This is a genomic window from Hydrogenophaga crassostreae (assembly GCF_001761385.1).
Taxonomy (GTDB): domain Bacteria; phylum Pseudomonadota; class Gammaproteobacteria; order Burkholderiales; family Burkholderiaceae_C; genus Hydrogenophaga; species Hydrogenophaga crassostreae.
On sequence record NZ_CP017476.1, the window covers coordinates 906,221 to 922,505 of the forward strand.

The window sequence follows — 16,285 nt, forward strand, 5'->3', positions numbered from 1 at the left end:
ACCCCTCAAGACTGCTGCACACTGCATCCATGAAATTTTCTGTCCATATTCCTTTTGTCGAGCTGTTGGGGTTTGAGCTGTTGAGCATGGCCAATGGCCAGGCCGAGATAACCTTTGACCCCAGGGTCGAACATGAGAATTCGTTCAATGTGGTGCACGGTGGCGCGAGCATGACGCTGATGGATGTGGTCATGGCGCATGCGGCGCGGTCGGTGGAGCCTGCAATGGGGTGCGTCACGATCGAGATGAAAACCAGTTTCATGCGTCCGGCCAGGGGCAAGCTATTGGCCAGGGGCAACCTGCTGCACCGAACCGCCACCATGGCCTTCACCGAAGCCCGCATTTTCGACGCCGATGGCAAGCTGTGTGCGCATGCCACCGGTACCTTCAAATTTGTGCCGCGTTTGCCAGTGGGCAGCAAATCCACTCAGGCGCTCAACAACATCAGGACCGATTGATGGCAACTGAAATACCTGTGGCGTTGGTAACCGGTGGTGCCCGTGGCATTGGCTTGGCCATCGTCCAGTGGTTTCTGGATCGCGGGCATCGCGTGGCCCTGATCGACAACGATGCCGACACACTGACGCGCACCGCGTCCCGGTTGCGCGAAGCGCTGGGCAGCGATGCGGATCGCCTGCTGGCCTTGCACACCGATGTGTCCAGGCCTGATCAGGTGGCGGAAGCGGTGCAGCACATCGTGGGGGCGTTCGGCCGCATCGATGCTCTGGTCAACAACGCAGGCGTGGCCACCTTCAAACCGATTGGAGAAACCACCGTTGACGATTGGCGCTGGGTGATGGCCACCAACCTGGATGGCCCCTTCATTTGTACCCAGGCGGTCGCGCCATGGATGCTGAAAAACGGCGGTGGAGCGGTGGTCAACATCGCGTCCATATCGGGCCTGCGCGCGAGCACGCTGCGGGTCGCCTATGGCACTTCCAAGGCCGCCCTGATTCACCTCACCAAACAACAAGCCGTGGAATATGGCAATGTGGGCATTCGCGTCAACGCCATTGCGCCCGGCCCGGTGGAAACCGAGATGGCCAGGAAGGTGCATACGCCTGCCATCCGTGCCGATTACCACGACACCATTCCGCTGGCCCGGTACGGCAGCATGGAAGAGATTGCCAACGCGGTCGGCTTTCTGTGCAGTGCCGAGGCCAGCTATATCAATGGCCAGGTGCTGGCGGTCGACGGCGGCTTTGATGCCGCTGGCGTGGGCCTGCCCACCTTGCGCCGCCCTGTTTCAACCTGAACATCTGTTCTTATCATTCAACCGGAGATTTTCACCATGCCTAGCAATCAACAAATCGTTCTCGATAACCGCCCTGAAGGCGACGCCGTCGCCAGCAACTTCAAGCTGGTGACCAGCGAAACGCCAGCGCTCGCCGAGAACCAGGTATTGGTCAAGCACCACTACATGAGTCTCGACCCCTACATGCGTGGACGCATGAACGACAGCAAAAGCTACGCCGCTTCGCAGGCGTTGGGCGAAGTGATGATCGGTGGCACGGTTGGCGAAGTGGTCGAAACCAGGCACCCCAAGTTCGCCGTGGGCGACCAGGTGGTCGGCATGGGTGGCTGGCAGCAATACAGCGTGGTCGATGCGGCCCAACCCGGCGCCTTGCGCAAGGTCGATACGACGCATGTGCCGCTCTCCTACTACCTCGGCGCTGTGGGCATGCCCGGCGTGACTGCTTGGTATGGCCTGGTCAAGATCATCAACCCCAAGGCGGGGGAGACGGTGGTCATCAGTGCTGCGACCGGCGCAGTGGGCAGTGCTTTTGGCGCTCTGGCCAAGGCGCGCGGCTGCCGCACGGTGGGTATCGCAGGCGGCCCTGAGAAGTGCAAGTACGCGGTGGACGAGCTGGGCTTCGATGCCTGTATCGACTACAAGCTGCACAAAGACATGTATTCCCTGGCCAAGGCCCTGAAAGAGCACTGCCCGGACGGTATCGACGGCTACTTTGAAAACGTGGGGGGCATGATTCTCGATGCCATTCTGTTGCGCATGAACGCCTTTGGCCGCATCGCGGTTTGCGGCATGATCGCCGGCTACAACGGCGCACCGCTGCCGCTGACCAACCCGGCGCTGATTCTGGTGAACCGTCTCAAAGTCGAAGGTTTCATCGTCAGCGAGCACATGGAAGTCTGGCCCGAGGCCCTCACCGAACTGGGCTCACTGGTCGCCACGGGCAAGCTGCGTCCACGCGAAACCGTGGCAGAAGGCCTGGCGGCAGCGCCTGAAGCTTTCCTCGGTCTGCTCAAGGGCAAGAACTTTGGCAAGCAGCTTGTGAAGTTGTGATCCCCCGCGCCGCAGTGCTGGGAGTCCACCCCCGCCGCGCTATGCGCGACCCCCTCAAGGGGGCGTCGCTGGCGGCCCGGCGGAGCCGGTTCCACGGCGACCTGGTTTCAGCATCCCTTCGCTGAGGCGTCCCTTTTTTTGAACCGTCAGGAGGTTCCATGAAACCCACGCACGAGGTGTTTAACCAGCCTGAGCCGCTGGTTGATGTGAACCTGTTCAGCGGCAACCGCGCCTTGCAATCGGCGCTGGCTTTTAATGCGCCGGTGCTGGACACGGCGCCTTTGCTCGCGTTGGGCGATCGGGTTGGCAGCGCAGCGATGCAGACCCATGCACGGCTGGCGAACGTGTTCACGCCGCAACTGAAAAGCCACGACCGGTCTGGCCACCGTATTGATCGGGTGGAGTTCCACCCGAGTTACCACGCGCTGATGACTGAGGCCACTGGCGCGGGCCTGCACGGCACGGCGTTCAGCGAGGCCGAGCAGGCCACGGGCCACGCGCATGTGAAACGGGCCGCGAGTTTCATGCTCTTTACCGAGCTTGAACCTTCGATGCTGTGCCCGATCTCCATGACCTACGCGGTCACACCTGCGCTCAAGGGCAACGCGGCGATCTACAACGACTGGGCGCCCCAACTCACCAGCCGCAGTTACGACCCTGAACTGAAACTGTGGAAAGACAAGGCCGGCGTGACCATGGGCATGGGCATGACGGAGAAGCAGGGTGGCTCCGATGTGCGCGCCAACACCACGCAAGCTGTGAGCGATGGGCAGGACGACTGGGGCCAGCGCTTCCGGGTGACGGGGCACAAGTGGTTCTTCTCGGCGCCCATGTGCGATGCCTTTTTGATTCTGGCCCAAACGGCGTCGGGTTTGAGTTGCCTGTTCCTGCCCCGCCTGTTGCCCGACGGCAGCCTGAACCAGTTGTTCATCCAGCGCCTGAAAGACAAGCTGGGCAACAAGGCCAATGCCAGCTCCGAAGTGGAGTTCGTGGGCGCCACCGCGTGGCTGGTGGGCGAAGAGGGGCGCGGCGTGCCGCAGATTCTGGCCATGGGCAGCATGACGCGGCTGGATTGCGCCCTGGGTACCAGCGGCCTGATGCGCCACGCGCTGTCGCTGGCACTGAACCACACGGCACAGCGCCAGGCGTTTGGCAAGCGGCTGATTGATCAGCCTTTGATGCAGAACGTGCTTGCCGATCTGGCGCTGGAATCCGAGGCGGCGACCGCCCTGGCGTTGCGCCTGGCCCGCAGTTTTGATCGCTCCGGCGATGCCCATGAACAGGTGATGAACCGGCTGCTGACGCCGGTGTCCAAGTTCTGGATCTGCAAGCGCGGCAGCCACTTTGCACAGGAGACCATGGAGTGCCTGGGCGGCAACGGTTATGTGGAAGAGGGCGGTGAAGGCGTGATGGCGCGCATCTACCGGGAGATGCCGCTCAACAGCATCTGGGAAGGCGCGGGCAATATCATGGCACTGGACCTGTTGCGTGCGTTGCGCAAGGCCGATGCGTCCGCCGCACTGGCCGATGAGCTTCGGCCCGCTCTGGGCATGCACCCGGCGCTCGACCATGTGGCCCGTTCGCTGCCGACGCGGGTAGAAGCCATGGCCACCGAAATTGAAGCGCGCCGCCTGGCGCAAGACGTGGCTTTGGCCGTGCAGGCCGCGCTGTTGGCGCAGACAGCGCCATCCGCGGTCTTTTCCGCTTTTTGCGATTCGCGTCTGGATGGCCATTGGGGTCACAGCTTTGGCGCCCTGTCTGCCGCCACCGATTTCGACAGCATCATCGCCCGCGCCCAACCGAACTGACCCTGGAGAGACCTCACCATGTCCGATCTCATTCTTCACCATTACCCGACTTCGCCTTTTTCCGAAAAGGTGCGGCTGATCCTGGGCTACAAACAGCTGGCGTGGAAGAGCGTGATCATTCCGCGCATCATGCCCAAGCCCGATGTGCTGGCGCTCACGGGTGGCTACCGCCGCACGCCGTTTTTGCAGATCGGTGCCGATGTGTATTGCGACACGGCGCTGATCGGCGATGTGCTGGAACAGCGCGAGCCCTCGGCGCCGTTGTTTCCCGCAACGCAAAAAGGTGTGGCCCGCGTGTTGGCGCAATGGGCCGACAGCACCCTGTTCTGGGCGGCCATGGGCTACAACCTGAGCCCCAAAGGCGCCGCCGCATTGTTCGCCGGTCAGCCGCCGGAGGCCGCGCAGGCCTTTGCCGCTGATCGGGGCGCCATGCGCAGCAACATGACCAGCCTCAGGCCGGGCGATGCCACTGCCGCGTACCGCAGCTACTTGCGCCGCCTGTCGACCATGGTCGAAGAGCAACCATTTCTTCTGGGTGATGCGCCGAGCATGGCCGATTTCGCGGCCTACCACCCGCTGTGGTTCAGCCGCGTGGTGAACCCGGCGGTGGCCGGTGTGCTTGACCACACGCCAGCTGTGCTGGCCTGGATGGACCGCCTGGCCGCCCTGGGCCATGGGCACATGAGCAAACTCACCTCGGCCGAGGCGGTCGCCGTGGCGGCGGCGGCACAGCCCCTGCCTCTGACGGGCGACGTGTTTCAGGACGACCACGGCATTGCCCTGGGCAGCCGGGTGACCATCGCAGCCGAAGCTTTTGGCACCGAACCCACCGAGGGCATCCTGCGCGCGGCAACCCGCACGCGCTACACACTCGAGCGTTCGGACGAACGTGTGGGCACGGTGCATGTGCACTTCCCCCGCATCGGCTTTGTCCTGAGGGAAGTCAAAGCTTGAGCGCCGCATTCGATTTGACCGGTCTGCGCTGGCGTGCGGTGCGGTTTGATGCGCTGAGCACGGCAGAGCTTTACCGCGTGTTGCAGTTGCGCTCGGCGGTGTTCGTGGTTGAGCAAAACTGCGTGTTTCAGGATATCGACGGGCTGGATGCCCAGGCGGTACACCTGATGGGCGAAACGCCTGGCGAAGGTGGCGTACCGCGCTTGCTGGCTTACACCCGCCTGTTGCCCGCTGGCGCGGCGTTTGCCGAGGCCAGCATCGGCCGTGTGGCCACTTCATCGGCTGCCCGCGGCACGGGTTTGGGCCATGCCCTCATGCGCGAATCCGTTGCCGAGTTGCAGCGCCAGTGGGGCCCACAACCCATTCGCATCGGTGCGCAAGCGCATCTGCAAACGTATTACCGCCAAACCGGCTTTGAGCCGCAAGGCGATTTGTATCTGGAAGACGGCATCGAACACATCGAGATGGTTCGGGCCTGAACCCCAATCCGTTATTCAAACCCACAGGAGACGACACCATGATTCAAGACTTCAAAAACAAGACCGCGGTACTGACCGGCGCAGGCTCGGGCTTCGGTCTGGAGTGCGCCCGCATTGGCGCTGCGAGGGGCATGAACCTCGTGATGGTGGATGTGCAGCAAGACGCGCTGGACAAAGCCGAGGCGGAGATCAAGGCCACGGGCGTGAAGGTGTTGGCGCGGCGGGTGGATGTGTCCGATGCCGATCAAATGGCGGCGCTGGCCGATGAAGTTCAAAAGACCTTTGGCGCCCCCCATTTCGTTTTCAACAACGCCGGTGTGGGTTCCGGTGGCCTGATCTGGGAGAACTCGGTCAAAGACTGGGAGTGGGTGCTGGGCGTCAATCTCTGGGGCGTGGTGCACGGCGTTCGCCTGTTCACGCCGATGATGCTGGCGGCCGCCAAGGCCGATCCCGGTTACCAGGGCCATATCGTCAACACCGCCAGCATGGCCGGCTTGCTGACCGCGCCCAACATGGGCATCTACAACGTGAGCAAACACGCGGTGGTGAGCCTGAGCGAGACGCTGTACCAGGACCTGAAACTGGTGACCGACCAGATCGGCGCCAGCGTGTTGTGCCCTTACTTCGTGCCAACCGGTATCAGCCAGAGTCAGCGCAACCGGCCCGATGCCATGGCCGACGAAAAGCCCACCCAGAGCCAGCTGATTGGTCAGGCCATGGGTGAAAAAGCGGTGAGCTCGGGCAAGGTTTCTGCGGCCGAAGTGGCCGGTATGGTGTTTCACGCCATTGGCGCCGACCAGTTTTACATCTACAGCCACCCCAAGGCGCTGGGCAATGCGCAGCAGCGTTTTGACGCCATCGTGGCGGGCACCAACCCTGTCGACCCTTTTGCGGCCAGGCCCGACATTGGTGAAGCCTTGCGGGCCCAGTTGCGCAAAGGTTGAAGGCCGTTGTCGGCCAGTGGCCACGCCTTGTTCGACACGGCCATTGGCCGTTGCGGGGTGGCGTGGGGCCCGCAGGGTTTGCTGGCCGTTCAATTGCCGGAGATGAGCGATGGGGGGACAACGCGTCGTCTCTTGAAAAGCGCAGGCGCCAGCTTCCCGCTGAGCGACGGGCCGCCGATGGTGGCGCAGGCCATCGAGGGCATACAGGCTTTGTTGCGAGGCGAGCCGCGCGATTTGTGCGAGCTCTCCCTGGACCTGTCGCGGCTCACCGAATTCCAGCGCAAGGTGTACGCCATCGCCCGAGCCATCGCGCCGGGGCACACCCGCACTTACGGGGAAGTGGCCCTGGAGCTGGGCGATGTGAAGCTGGCCAGGGCCGTGGGCCAGGCGCTGGGCCACAACCCGTTTGCCCCCGTGGTGCCTTGCCACCGGGTGTTGGCCGCGGGCAACCGCCCAGGCGGGTTTTCGGCGACGGGTGGTGCGGCCACCAAGCTGCGCATGCTGGCAATCGAGGGCGCGGTACTGAGCGAGACACGGCCCCTGTTTGATTGAGGGGTCTCGCCGCCGGGAGGTGCCCTTTTTGGTGGAGGGTTTTCCCTGATCACGGACAATCCAGCGATGCCTTTGACCCGTTACCTCAAAATGGCCCTGATACTGGGCCTCATCTCTGCGATCGGTCCGTTTGCGATCGACATGTACCTGCCCGCGTTGCCCGACATCGGGCAGAGCCTGGGGGCAGAGGTGGGACAGGTGCAGCTCACGCTGACCGTGTTTTTCCTGGCCCTGGGATCTGGGCAGTTGTTGTACGGCCCGGTATCGGACATGGTGGGCCGCAAGCCGCCTCTCTATTTTGGTCTGGGCTTGTTCGCGCTGGCCAGCATCGGTTGCGCGGTCACCACCGACGTGCAGACCTTGATAGCGTTGCGCTTCATGCAGGGGCTGGGTGCGGCAGCCGGCATGGTGATCCCGCGCGCAGTGGTGCGCGACATGCACACAGGCACCGAAGCGGCCCGCATGATGGCGCTGCTGATGCTGGTGTTCAGCGTGTCGCCGATTCTGGCGCCGCTGGCGGGCAGTGGCGTGATTGCGCTGACAGGCTGGCGCGGGGTTTTCTGGTGTGTTGCGCTGGCGGCGGCGGCGGGCCTTCTCTTGATCAATCGCGCACTCAAGGAAACACGTGGGCCTGAACAGCGGGTCGCGAGCAGCCTGGGCAGCGCGCTGAGCGCCTATGGGGTGTTGCTGCGCGATCGCCATTTCCTGGGGTTGGTGGGCATCAGCGCGAGCGTGATGGCGGGTTTCTTTGTGTTCCTTGCGGGTTCGCCCTTTGTGTTCATCAACCACTACGGCGTCACGCCGGTGCAATACAGCCTCGCTTTCTCCCTCAATGCGATTTCCTTCATCGGCGCCTCCCAACTCACGGCCCCATTGGGCAAACGCTTTGGCCTGGTGCCGCTGGTCAAGTTCGCGGCCAGCGCCGCGGGTGTGTTCATGGTGAGCCTGCTGCTGTTTTACCTGTTGGGCGGCGACAGCATGGTGGTACTGATGGCGCTGTATTTTGTGGCCAGCGGTTTCATGGGGCTGGTCATTCCGACGGCTTCGGTGCTGGCGCTTGACCGCCATGGTCCCATTGCCGGAACCGCTTCGGCGCTCATGGGCACGCTGCAAATGATGGGCGGCGCAGCGGCCATGGGCATCGTCAGCCTGTTCGCCAATGGCAAGCCCATGCCCATGGTGGCGGGCATGGCCGCCGGTGCACTGACCGGCGTGGCGCTGACCTGGCTGACCTTCGGTGGTGCACAGACGCCGGGTGCGAAACCGGTCAGAACGGTCTGAGGCTGTCGAGCCCGAATCACCCTGCCGGCTGACGCGTGGGTGACAGGTTGGGGCGCTGTCGCACCGTGGCTCTAGGGTATGTCGCGATGTGATGAAACCTGTTCGATGCTTCAATGTGGCGAACCGCAACTTGAGGCACGAACCGATGGCAGATACAAAGCTGATTCTTGATTACGTCTATGGACACGAGGCGTCCATGCCCGACCGGGTTTACCTGACCCAGCCGCTGGGCAATGACCAGGTGGCGAACTACACATGGGCGCAGCTCATGGACCAGTCGCGCCGCATGGCAACCCACCTTCAGGGCCAGGGCTTCGCTCCCGGTTCAAAAATTGCCATTCTGTCCAAGAATTGTGCCCATTTCATCATGGCCGAACTGGCCATCTGGATGGCGGGTCACACCACCGTGGCCATCTTCCCGACCGAGACGGCGGACACCGTGCGATACGTGCTGGAGCACAGCGAAGCCAGCTTGCTCTTCGTGGGCAAACTCGACACCTGGGCCCAGCAGACGCCTGGCGTGCCTGCAGGCTTGCCGTGTGTGGCATTCCCGCTGGCACCCAAGACTTCTTTTCAAACCTGGGACAGCATCATCAATCGCACCGAACCCATGGCGGGCCAGACGCGACGCCAGCCGGACGATCTGGCCATGCTGATGTACACCTCGGGTTCCACTGGAACCCCCAAGGGTGTGATGCACAGCTTTGATGCGGCCACCAAAGCCAGCATGGGCATTGCCGCCGAACTGCGCAGGCAAATTCAGGGTGATGTCCGCTTGTTGTCTTACCTGCCACTGGCCCACATTTTTGAGCGTGCCTGGATCGAGTGTTCCTCGTACATCGACGGGAAATACCACATCTATTTCGCCGAGTCGCTCGATACCTTCCTCGCCGATTTGCAGCGTGCCCGGCCCACAGCGTTCATCTCCGTGCCAAGACTCTGGTTGAAGTTTCAGCAGGGTGTTTTTGCCAAAATGCCGCCCAAGAAGCTCGACATGCTGCTGGGCATCCCGTTTTTGGGCCGCATCGTGGCCCGCAAGGTGCTCACCGGCCTGGGCATGGATCAGGTGCAACTGGCTGGCAGCGGCTCTGCCCCCATCCCGGCAGACCTGATCGTCTGGTACAAGCGCCTGGGCCTGAACCTGAGTGAGGGTTATGGCATGACGGAAGACTTCGCCTACTCCTTCAACTCCACCGCGGAGAAGTCGGCGCCGGGTTGTGTGGGCGTGACCATGCCGGGTGTGCAGGCGCGGATCAGTCCTGAAGGGGAGATTCAGATCAAGTCGCCGGGCAAGCTGGTGGGTTACTACAAGCAGCCTGAGCTGGATGCCGAATGCTTCACCGAGGACGGCTTCTTCCGAACCGGTGATCTGGGCGAAATCCGCAGCGACGGCCTGTTGAAGATCACCGGGCGGGCCAAGGAGCAGTTCAAAACCGCGAAGGGCAAATACGTGGCGCCAGCGCCCATCGAGAACCGCATCAATGCCCACCCGATGGTGGAGCAGTCCATCGTGTCGGGCGTGGGGCAATCGGCCGCTTATGCGTTGGTGGTCCTGGCCGAAGGGCTGCGTCCGCGTCAAGACGATGCCGCTGTGCGCAAAGAGGTGGAGACCGAATTCACCCGTCTGCTCGATGAGGTGAACGCCAAAGTCGCCGACTACGAGCAGTTGAAGATGATCGTGATTGCGCGCGAACCCTGGAGCATTGAAAACGGCTGCTTGACGCCCACCATGAAAATCAAGCGCGCGCGCATTGAAACCATGTCGGCGCCGCAGATCGAGGCGTGGTACGGCAATCAGAAAAAAGTCATGTGGGCTTGAGTGCCCCCACCCTGCGCCGGGCAACGGTATCGCGACGGGGGTGTGGCAAACTGTTGCCATCCCTTCTCCCATAGGCACCCATCAGGTGCCTTTTTTTCGCCATGCAAAAAATCATCGCGCAAATCGCGCAAGAAATCAAAGTTCAGGTTCAACAGGTCATCGCAGCGGTGGAGCTGCTGGATGGCGGTGCCACCGTGCCGTTCATTGCGCGTTACCGCAAAGAGGCCACCAATGGCCTGGATGACATTCAGTTGCGCGAGCTGGAATACCGGTTGACCTATTTGCGAGAGCTGGAAGACCGCCGTGCTTCGGTGCTCAAGAACATCGATGAACAAGGCAAGCTCACCGATACCCTGCGGGCAGCCATCGCCGCTGCGCCCACCAAACAGGAACTCGAAGACCTGTATCTGCCCTTCAAGCAAAAGCGCCGCACCAAGGGTCAGATCGCCCGCGAATTTGGCATCGAACCCTTGGCCGACAAATTGTGGGCCGATCCCACGCTGGACCCGGCCACCGAGGCGGAGGCTTTTACCCGACCGGCCGAAGTGCTCGATGACGGCAAGCCAGGCCCCGATTTCTCGACCGTGCCGGCGGTGCTCGATGGCGTGCGTGATCTGCTGAGTGAGCGCTGGGCCGAAGACGCGGGGCTGTTACAGAACCTGCGTGAATGGTTGTGGAACGAGGGCCTGTTCAAGAGCACGCTGGTGGCAGGCAAAGATGAAAACCACCCCGATGTGGCCAAGTTCCGCGACTACTTTGAATACGACGAGCCGATCAGCCGCGTGCCGTCGCACCGCGCTCTGGCGGTGTTTCGCGGCCGCACCCTGGAGATTCTCGACGCCAAGCTCGTGGTACCGGAAGCCGAGCCCACATTGACCGCAACTGGGCGCCCTGCGCCAGTGGTTTCGCTGGCAGAAGGCCGCATTGCCCTGCATTTGGGCTGGAGCCACAAGGCCCGCGCGGCAGATGATCTGTTGCGGAAATGTGTGGCCTGGACCTGGCGGGTGAAACTGAGCCTGTCGAGCGAGCGCGACTTGTTTGCGCGTTTGCGTGAAAGCGCCGAAGGCGTCGCGATCAAGGTGTTTGCCGACAACCTGCGGGATCTGTTGCTGGCCGCTCCGGCCGGACCCAAGGCGGTGATGGGACTCGATCCGGGCATCCGGACCGGGGTCAAGGTGGCGGTGGTGGATGTCACGGGCAAGCTGGTCGACACAGCCACGGTTTTCCCCCACGAACCCCGCCGCGACTGGGATGGCGCCTTGCATACGCTGGCGCTGCTGGCCCGCAAGCATGGCGTGAGCCTGATTGCGATCGGCAACGGCACGGCGAGCCGCGAAACCGACAAGCTCGCCGCTGACCTGATCAAGATGCTTGAGAAGGCCGGACAAACAGGCGTTCAGAAGGTGGTGGTGAGCGAGGCCGGCGCATCGGTGTATTCGGCCAGCGAATTCGCTTCCCAGGAAATGCCCGATGTGGATGTGAGCCTGCGCGGCGCGGCCAGTATTGCGCGGCGGCTGCAAGACCCGTTGGCCGAGCTGGTGAAGATCGACCCCAAGAGCATTGGTGTGGGCCAGTATCAGCACGATGTGAACCAGAGTGAGTTGGCACGCACGCTGGAGACCGTGGTGGAGGACTGCGTGAACGGCGTGGGAGTGGACCTGAATACGGCCAGCGTGCCGTTGCTGTCCCGGGTGTCGGGTTTGTCGGGCAGCGTGGCGAAAGCCGTGGTGCACTGGCGGGAAACCCACGGGGCTTTCAAAAGCCGCAAGCAACTGATGGATGTGGCTGGGCTGGGCGCCAAAACCTTTGAACAAAGCGCAGGCTTCCTGCGCATCCGCGGCGGCGAGAACCCGCTGGACATGACGGGGGTGCATCCCGAGACCTATTCGGTGGTCGAGCAGATCATCGAAAAAACGGGGCAGCCTGTGGCCGCACTCATGGGCCGTGCAGACATGTTGAAGGCGCTGCGTCCCGAGTTGTTTGCCAATGAGAAGTTTGGCGTGATCACGGTGAAAGACATTCTGGTCGAGCTGGAAAAGCCGGGCCGCGATCCGCGCCCGGACTTTCAGGTGGCGCGCTTCAACGACGGGGTCGATGACATCAGCGACCTGCGCGAAGGCATGATTCTGGAAGGCACGGTGAGCAACGTGGCCCAGTTTGGCGCCTTCATCGATCTGGGGGTGCACCAGGATGGTCTGGTGCATGTGAGCCAGTTGGCCAACAAGTTTGTCAATGATGCCCGTGAGATCGTGAAAACGGGTGACATCGTGAAGGTCAAGGTGATGGAGGTGGATGTGGCGCGCAAGCGCATTGGGCTGTCCATGAAGCTGGATGCCACGGCGCCAAGGCGTGAAGCCGGGGCGGCCCGCGACAACCGGTTCGAGCCTGCCCGTCAGGGCCACGGCGGTGGGCGATCTGGCGGGCAAGCGCCTCAAGCGGCTTCGGCCATGGCGTCGGCATTTGCCAAGCTGCAGCAACCCAAATCCTGAAGGGTTGGAGCGGTTGTCGAAATAGAGGCAAAAAAGCCCTCAAGTTCGGGCTTTAGAGGTCGAAAAACCCACTAGAACAGCGGTAGTGTTTGGACCCGCTGATCCCGAAAAAGGGGTTTTGTCATGATCAATATTGCTTCCAGTCAACCGGTTCACTGGCCGGTTTCACCAACGGCCGTGGCGGTTGCACCCGTCTCTGCGGTGACGTCGGTGAAACCTGCCCAGCAGTCGCCGCGTGAGGGCCAGTCGGGCCTGGGGTCCGATCGCCGGGCCCAGACCCACGCGTCTCCAGGCCTGAATCCCAAGAAGACGCCGGATCAGGAGGGGCATACGCCGGCCTCTGACGCAGCGCCGATTCTGCCGCGAGACAAACCCAAGGACGGTCAGGCGCCCAGCGCCACCCAGTCGCAAGAGGACCCCAAACAACAGGCTCGGGATGCGCAGGCTGCCCAAGATGAGCGCTCTGCGCAAAAGCAGAAGCTGCTGGATGTGCTGTCCAGCGTCTGGAAGGCCAGTGCTGCGGTAGTGGAAAACGCGCTTGGACGATCCGGTGAAAGCGTTGACGGGACGGGGCTGGACCAAGCTCAGAAACAGGCGGCTCAACCGGCTGCTCCGCCGGTCAGGCTATTGGGTGCGCCAGCATCTGACTCTCCTGACGGGCGTGTTGATCAGGCGGCCACAGAGCCCGCCGTGGCCTACACCGAGCAAGGTGCCAGCGAATGGAATGCGCTGGAGTTGGGGCGGCTGGTCAACAAGCGAGCCTGAGGGATTTCGGGCAAGACGGATGAAAAAATGGGGGTGGTTGCCTTGTCGCAACCGCCCCCATTTTTGCGTGGTGTTGCTTATTCGGCGGCCGTCAGGCTGAAACGGGAGATGGCCTTTCTTGTGAGTGCCGCTTCGCGCAAGACTTGCTGACCCAGTTCGCCATCGATAGGGTCCTCGGTTTGCATGGCGAGGTACTCGATCTGTGTGGAAGTGGCCACCATGGAACGAAACCCCATCAACATGGCCGTGCCCTTGAGTTTGTGGGCGTTGTAGCCAATCGCGGCGCGGTCGCCGTCAATGATGCACTGCGCCAGTACATGCGCGGTTCCATCGGGGCCATCGAACACGGTCTTGAGCAATTCGTCAAGAGAATCCGGCGGCATCAGTTGCAGGATTTCTTCATATGACTCGCTGTCGATCAGGGCGTTGATGGGCTGCTCGGCATCGGGCAAGTGCACCGGCGCCTCGTATGAGGAAAAAGGAAGGACGCTGGCAAGCGGCGCGGTGGCTTCGGGGACTTCGTCACCCCGGGCGCCGAAATCGGGCAGGGAACACCGGGCAATCGCGCTTTGCAATTCCTTGACTTGCAAGGGTTTGCTGACAAACTCGTTGACACCCACTTCGCGTGCGCGCTTGCGGGTGTCATTGACCACATCGGCCGTCACCAGGATGATGCTGATATGAGACCGGGGCCCCTCAAGTGCGCGGATGGCCTGGGTCGTGGCCAACCCGTCCAGCACGGGCATGTGGTAGTCCAGCAGCACCAGATCAAACGCCTGTTGATCGAGCAGTTTCAGCGCTTCCTGCCCGTTCTCGCAGAAAGTGGCTTCATGGCCCATCTTCTGCAGCAGGATATTCATGTACTTGAGGTTGATGGGGTGGTCTTCCGCCACCAGAATGCGCAACCTGGGCGAAGACCCCAGGTCGGCCCCGATGGTGGCGTGTGTGGGCGGCGGAGTGGTCGCTGTCAGCTTCAGCGTCGCAGTGAACACCGAACCAGAGCCCAGGCTGCTTTGCACGGCGATGTCGCCTCCCATCATTCGGGCCAGGTTGCGCGAAATTTCAAGGCCCAGACCGGTGCCCCCCATGCGCCTGCGCGGGGTGTCGTCGGCCTGATAGAAGCGGGTAAACAATTGCTTCTGGGCTTCCGCGGTCATGCCAACGCCAGTATCGCGCACCGTGAACAGGATCCCTGACTGCCCCTTTGGATCGAGCGCAAGGTGGGCAACCACGCTGCCCGTTTCGGTGAACTTGATGGCGTTGCTGATCAGGTTGAACATGATCTGGCGCAAGCGCGTGGTGTCGGCATTGACCCACTCTGGCAGATCGGCTGCAGCAGTCATGGTCAAAGTGAGGCCCTTGTCGCGGGCCGCCACCTGCATCAAGCCGTCGACCTCCTGGACCACGCCGGGAAGGTGCATCGGGGCGGGGGACAGCCTCAGGGTGCCGGATTCCATGGTCGATACATCCAGAATGTCGTTGAGCACACCCAGCAGGTGGGTGGCCGAATCACGCGCTGTTTGCAGGTAGTCGCGTTGTTGTGTGTCCAGAGAAGCGTCGTTGAGCAAGTTGAGCATGCCCAGCAAGCCTTGAAACGGTGTGCGCACTTCGTGGCTCATGTTCGCAAGAAAGACGCTTTTGCCATGGTTGGCCGCTTCGGCCTGGTCGCGCGCGTTTTCAAGCGCCTGGCTCAACCCGTGCAGTTCCGCATATTGAAGCTGTTGACGGCGGATGTGGCGCACGAGCAGGCCCACAAACAGCAGCATGATCAGGATCTGAACCGTTGCCAGGACCACCACCAGCCAGCCCTGCTGGCGCAGCTGGCGGTTGCGCTCGTCCACAAACCGGGCAACGGCCCGGTTGGCCTGGCGGGTGAGTTCACTCAATGGCAGGTCCATTGCGCTCAGGCGCTTGATCACCTGGTCGCGCAGCGCGGCGTTGTCGATGAGTTGTTGGGGTCGCGAAAAAACCGGATCGGCGTAGGCCACGAAGCTGTTCACCAGCCCGATGGCGTTGCTGTACTCGGGGGAAGATGACAGCAGGTCGCGGCGCGGAATGTTGGTCAGGAGATCGATGCGGCTGAGAAACACGTCATAGCGCTCGGCAAGGTGCCAGGGATCGATGGGCCGGGACGAGGCCTGCACATCTTGCAGGCTCTGCTTGAGGCGATCGCTTTCGCGCTCGAGCTGGTAGGCCTGCCACATCAGGGAATCGACCTGGTTGACCGCCAGATCGTCGAGCATGTGGTACTGACGCCACTGGATCCAGAGCAGTGGCGTCAACGTGACCAACAGCAACGCCACGAGCGCAGCGGCCCATTGCCGACCTTGCCACCTGGCGAGACTCGGCGGATCGAACTTCATTTGATTTCCATCGCCTTGAGTTGCCAGATCGAGCGCTCGTAATAGGTCGAGGTACGGAGCTCGGCGTGGCTGTCAAAAGGGTAAATCACAAACAGCGGCCCCTTTTCACGCACGGAGATGGCCTTGTCGTTGATGAGGCGGGCCATGATGATGGGGTACTTGGCGGTGTCTGTGATCGGAATGCTGATGTTGTAGTCGTTGATGGCAAAGGCATGGACGGTAGTGCCTCTGGCCTTCACCGCGGCGAGCACGTCGGCAAGCAACGGACCCGTGAATTTCATGGGTTTGTCAAACCAGGGTGTTGAGGTGGTCAGGCTGTGTTGCGGCAAGGCTTCGAGCATTTTCATGTCAAAGCGAGCCGTGTCGCTGGTGTTTTTCGCCGAGATCTTTCCCGATATGGTCAGTATGGGGCGCTCTTTGGGTGCGTCCAGTGCCAGGGCGGACATCGGCAGCAGCGGTCCGATCAGTAGGACGCCAGCGATGGAAAGCCTGTGGCGGTATTGCATGCTGGTCCTTAAGCGGTGGT

Annotated in this window: 14 protein-coding genes; 12 read left to right on the forward strand and 2 right to left on the reverse strand. The window is 62.2% G+C overall.

The genetic code is table 11. From position 1 onward, the window contains the following. The first annotated feature begins 29 nt into the window (after positions 1-29). The 12 genes from LPB072_RS04320 (at position 30) to LPB072_RS04375 (ending at position 13,396) form a co-directional block, all read left to right on the forward strand. Complete coding sequence (locus LPB072_RS04320) at positions 30-458, forward strand: PaaI family thioesterase (RefSeq protein ID WP_066092060.1); 429 nt, start codon at positions 30-32, stop codon at positions 456-458. After that, positions 458-1,255, forward strand: coding sequence for an SDR family NAD(P)-dependent oxidoreductase (locus LPB072_RS04325; protein WP_066092063.1), 798 nt, complete (start codon positions 458-460; stop codon positions 1,253-1,255). The genes LPB072_RS04320 and LPB072_RS04325 overlap by 1 nt, the downstream gene beginning before the upstream one ends. Before the next feature lie 36 nt (positions 1,256-1,291). Then, positions 1,292-2,305, forward strand: a complete 1,014-nt coding sequence (locus tag LPB072_RS04330; protein WP_066092067.1) for an NADP-dependent oxidoreductase — start codon at positions 1,292-1,294, stop codon at positions 2,303-2,305. A 158-nt stretch (positions 2,306-2,463) separates the two neighbouring features. Further along, positions 2,464-4,113, forward strand: coding sequence for an isovaleryl-CoA dehydrogenase (locus tag LPB072_RS04335; RefSeq protein ID WP_066092070.1), 1,650 nt, complete (start codon positions 2,464-2,466; stop codon positions 4,111-4,113). Between the two features lie 18 nt (positions 4,114-4,131). Next, complete coding sequence (locus tag LPB072_RS04340; protein ID WP_066092073.1) at positions 4,132-5,067, forward strand: glutathione S-transferase family protein; 936 nt, start codon at positions 4,132-4,134, stop codon at positions 5,065-5,067. Then, positions 5,064-5,546, forward strand: coding sequence for a GNAT family N-acetyltransferase (locus LPB072_RS04345; protein WP_231943423.1), 483 nt, complete (start codon positions 5,064-5,066; stop codon positions 5,544-5,546). Before LPB072_RS04340 ends, LPB072_RS04345 begins: the two co-directional genes overlap by 4 nt. A gap of 38 nt (positions 5,547-5,584) precedes the next feature. Beyond that, complete coding sequence (locus LPB072_RS04350) at positions 5,585-6,490, forward strand: SDR family oxidoreductase (protein WP_066092076.1); 906 nt, start codon at positions 5,585-5,587, stop codon at positions 6,488-6,490. 6 nt (positions 6,491-6,496) lie between these two features. Next, positions 6,497-7,042, forward strand: a complete 546-nt coding sequence (locus LPB072_RS04355) for a methylated-DNA--[protein]-cysteine S-methyltransferase (protein WP_066092079.1) — start codon at positions 6,497-6,499, stop codon at positions 7,040-7,042. Between the two features lie 66 nt (positions 7,043-7,108). After that, positions 7,109-8,323: a multidrug effflux MFS transporter gene (locus LPB072_RS04360; RefSeq protein WP_066092082.1), complete on the forward strand. Its 1,215-nt coding sequence runs from the start codon at positions 7,109-7,111 to the stop codon at positions 8,321-8,323. Between the two features lie 145 nt (positions 8,324-8,468). Then, positions 8,469-10,142, forward strand: a complete 1,674-nt coding sequence (locus LPB072_RS04365; protein ID WP_066092085.1) for an AMP-binding protein — start codon at positions 8,469-8,471, stop codon at positions 10,140-10,142. 101 nt (positions 10,143-10,243) lie between these two features. After that, on the forward strand, positions 10,244-12,631 hold the full coding sequence (locus LPB072_RS04370; protein WP_066092088.1) for a Tex family protein: 2,388 nt from the start codon (positions 10,244-10,246) through the stop codon (positions 12,629-12,631). A gap of 123 nt (positions 12,632-12,754) precedes the next feature. Then, a complete protein-coding gene (locus LPB072_RS04375; protein WP_066092091.1) occupies positions 12,755-13,396 on the forward strand; it encodes a hypothetical protein in 642 nt (213 codons plus the stop codon). 77 nt (positions 13,397-13,473) lie between these two features. Here the strand turns inward: LPB072_RS04375 and LPB072_RS04380 are convergent, their stop codons facing one another. Together LPB072_RS04380 and LPB072_RS23815 are read right to left on the reverse strand one after the other, a co-directional pair. Further along, entirely contained in the window at positions 13,474-15,759 is a 2,286-nt protein-coding gene (locus tag LPB072_RS04380) for an ATP-binding protein (protein ID WP_066092094.1), read from the reverse strand. Next, complete coding sequence (locus tag LPB072_RS23815; protein WP_066092097.1) at positions 15,756-16,265, reverse strand: hypothetical protein; 510 nt, start codon at positions 16,263-16,265, stop codon at positions 15,756-15,758. The genes LPB072_RS04380 and LPB072_RS23815 overlap by 4 nt, the downstream gene beginning before the upstream one ends. Positions 16,266-16,285 lie beyond the last annotated feature (20 nt).

Excerpts from the sequence above, each read along its gene's own strand:
- LPB072_RS04320 (WP_066092060.1), top strand. The coding sequence starts at position 30 with ATGAAATTTTCTGTCCATATTCCTTTTGTCGAGCTGTTGGGGTTTGAG.
- LPB072_RS04325 (WP_066092063.1), top strand. The coding sequence starts at position 458 with ATGGCAACTGAAATACCTGTGGCGTTGGTAACCGGTGGTGCCCGTGGC.
- LPB072_RS04330 (WP_066092067.1), top strand. The coding sequence starts at position 1,292 with ATGCCTAGCAATCAACAAATCGTTCTCGATAACCGCCCTGAAGGCGAC.
- LPB072_RS04335 (WP_066092070.1), top strand. The coding sequence starts at position 2,464 with ATGAAACCCACGCACGAGGTGTTTAACCAGCCTGAGCCGCTGGTTGAT.
- LPB072_RS04340 (WP_066092073.1), top strand. The coding sequence starts at position 4,132 with ATGTCCGATCTCATTCTTCACCATTACCCGACTTCGCCTTTTTCCGAA.
- LPB072_RS04350 (WP_066092076.1), top strand. The coding sequence starts at position 5,585 with ATGATTCAAGACTTCAAAAACAAGACCGCGGTACTGACCGGCGCAGGC.
- LPB072_RS04360 (WP_066092082.1), top strand. The coding sequence starts at position 7,109 with ATGCCTTTGACCCGTTACCTCAAAATGGCCCTGATACTGGGCCTCATC.
- LPB072_RS04365 (WP_066092085.1), top strand. The coding sequence starts at position 8,469 with ATGGCAGATACAAAGCTGATTCTTGATTACGTCTATGGACACGAGGCG.
- LPB072_RS04370 (WP_066092088.1), top strand. The coding sequence starts at position 10,244 with ATGCAAAAAATCATCGCGCAAATCGCGCAAGAAATCAAAGTTCAGGTT.
- LPB072_RS04375 (WP_066092091.1), top strand. The coding sequence starts at position 12,755 with ATGATCAATATTGCTTCCAGTCAACCGGTTCACTGGCCGGTTTCACCA.
- LPB072_RS04380 (WP_066092094.1), bottom strand. The coding sequence starts at position 15,759 with ATGAAGTTCGATCCGCCGAGTCTCGCCAGGTGGCAAGGTCGGCAATGG.
- LPB072_RS23815 (WP_066092097.1), bottom strand. The coding sequence starts at position 16,265 with ATGCAATACCGCCACAGGCTTTCCATCGCTGGCGTCCTACTGATCGGA.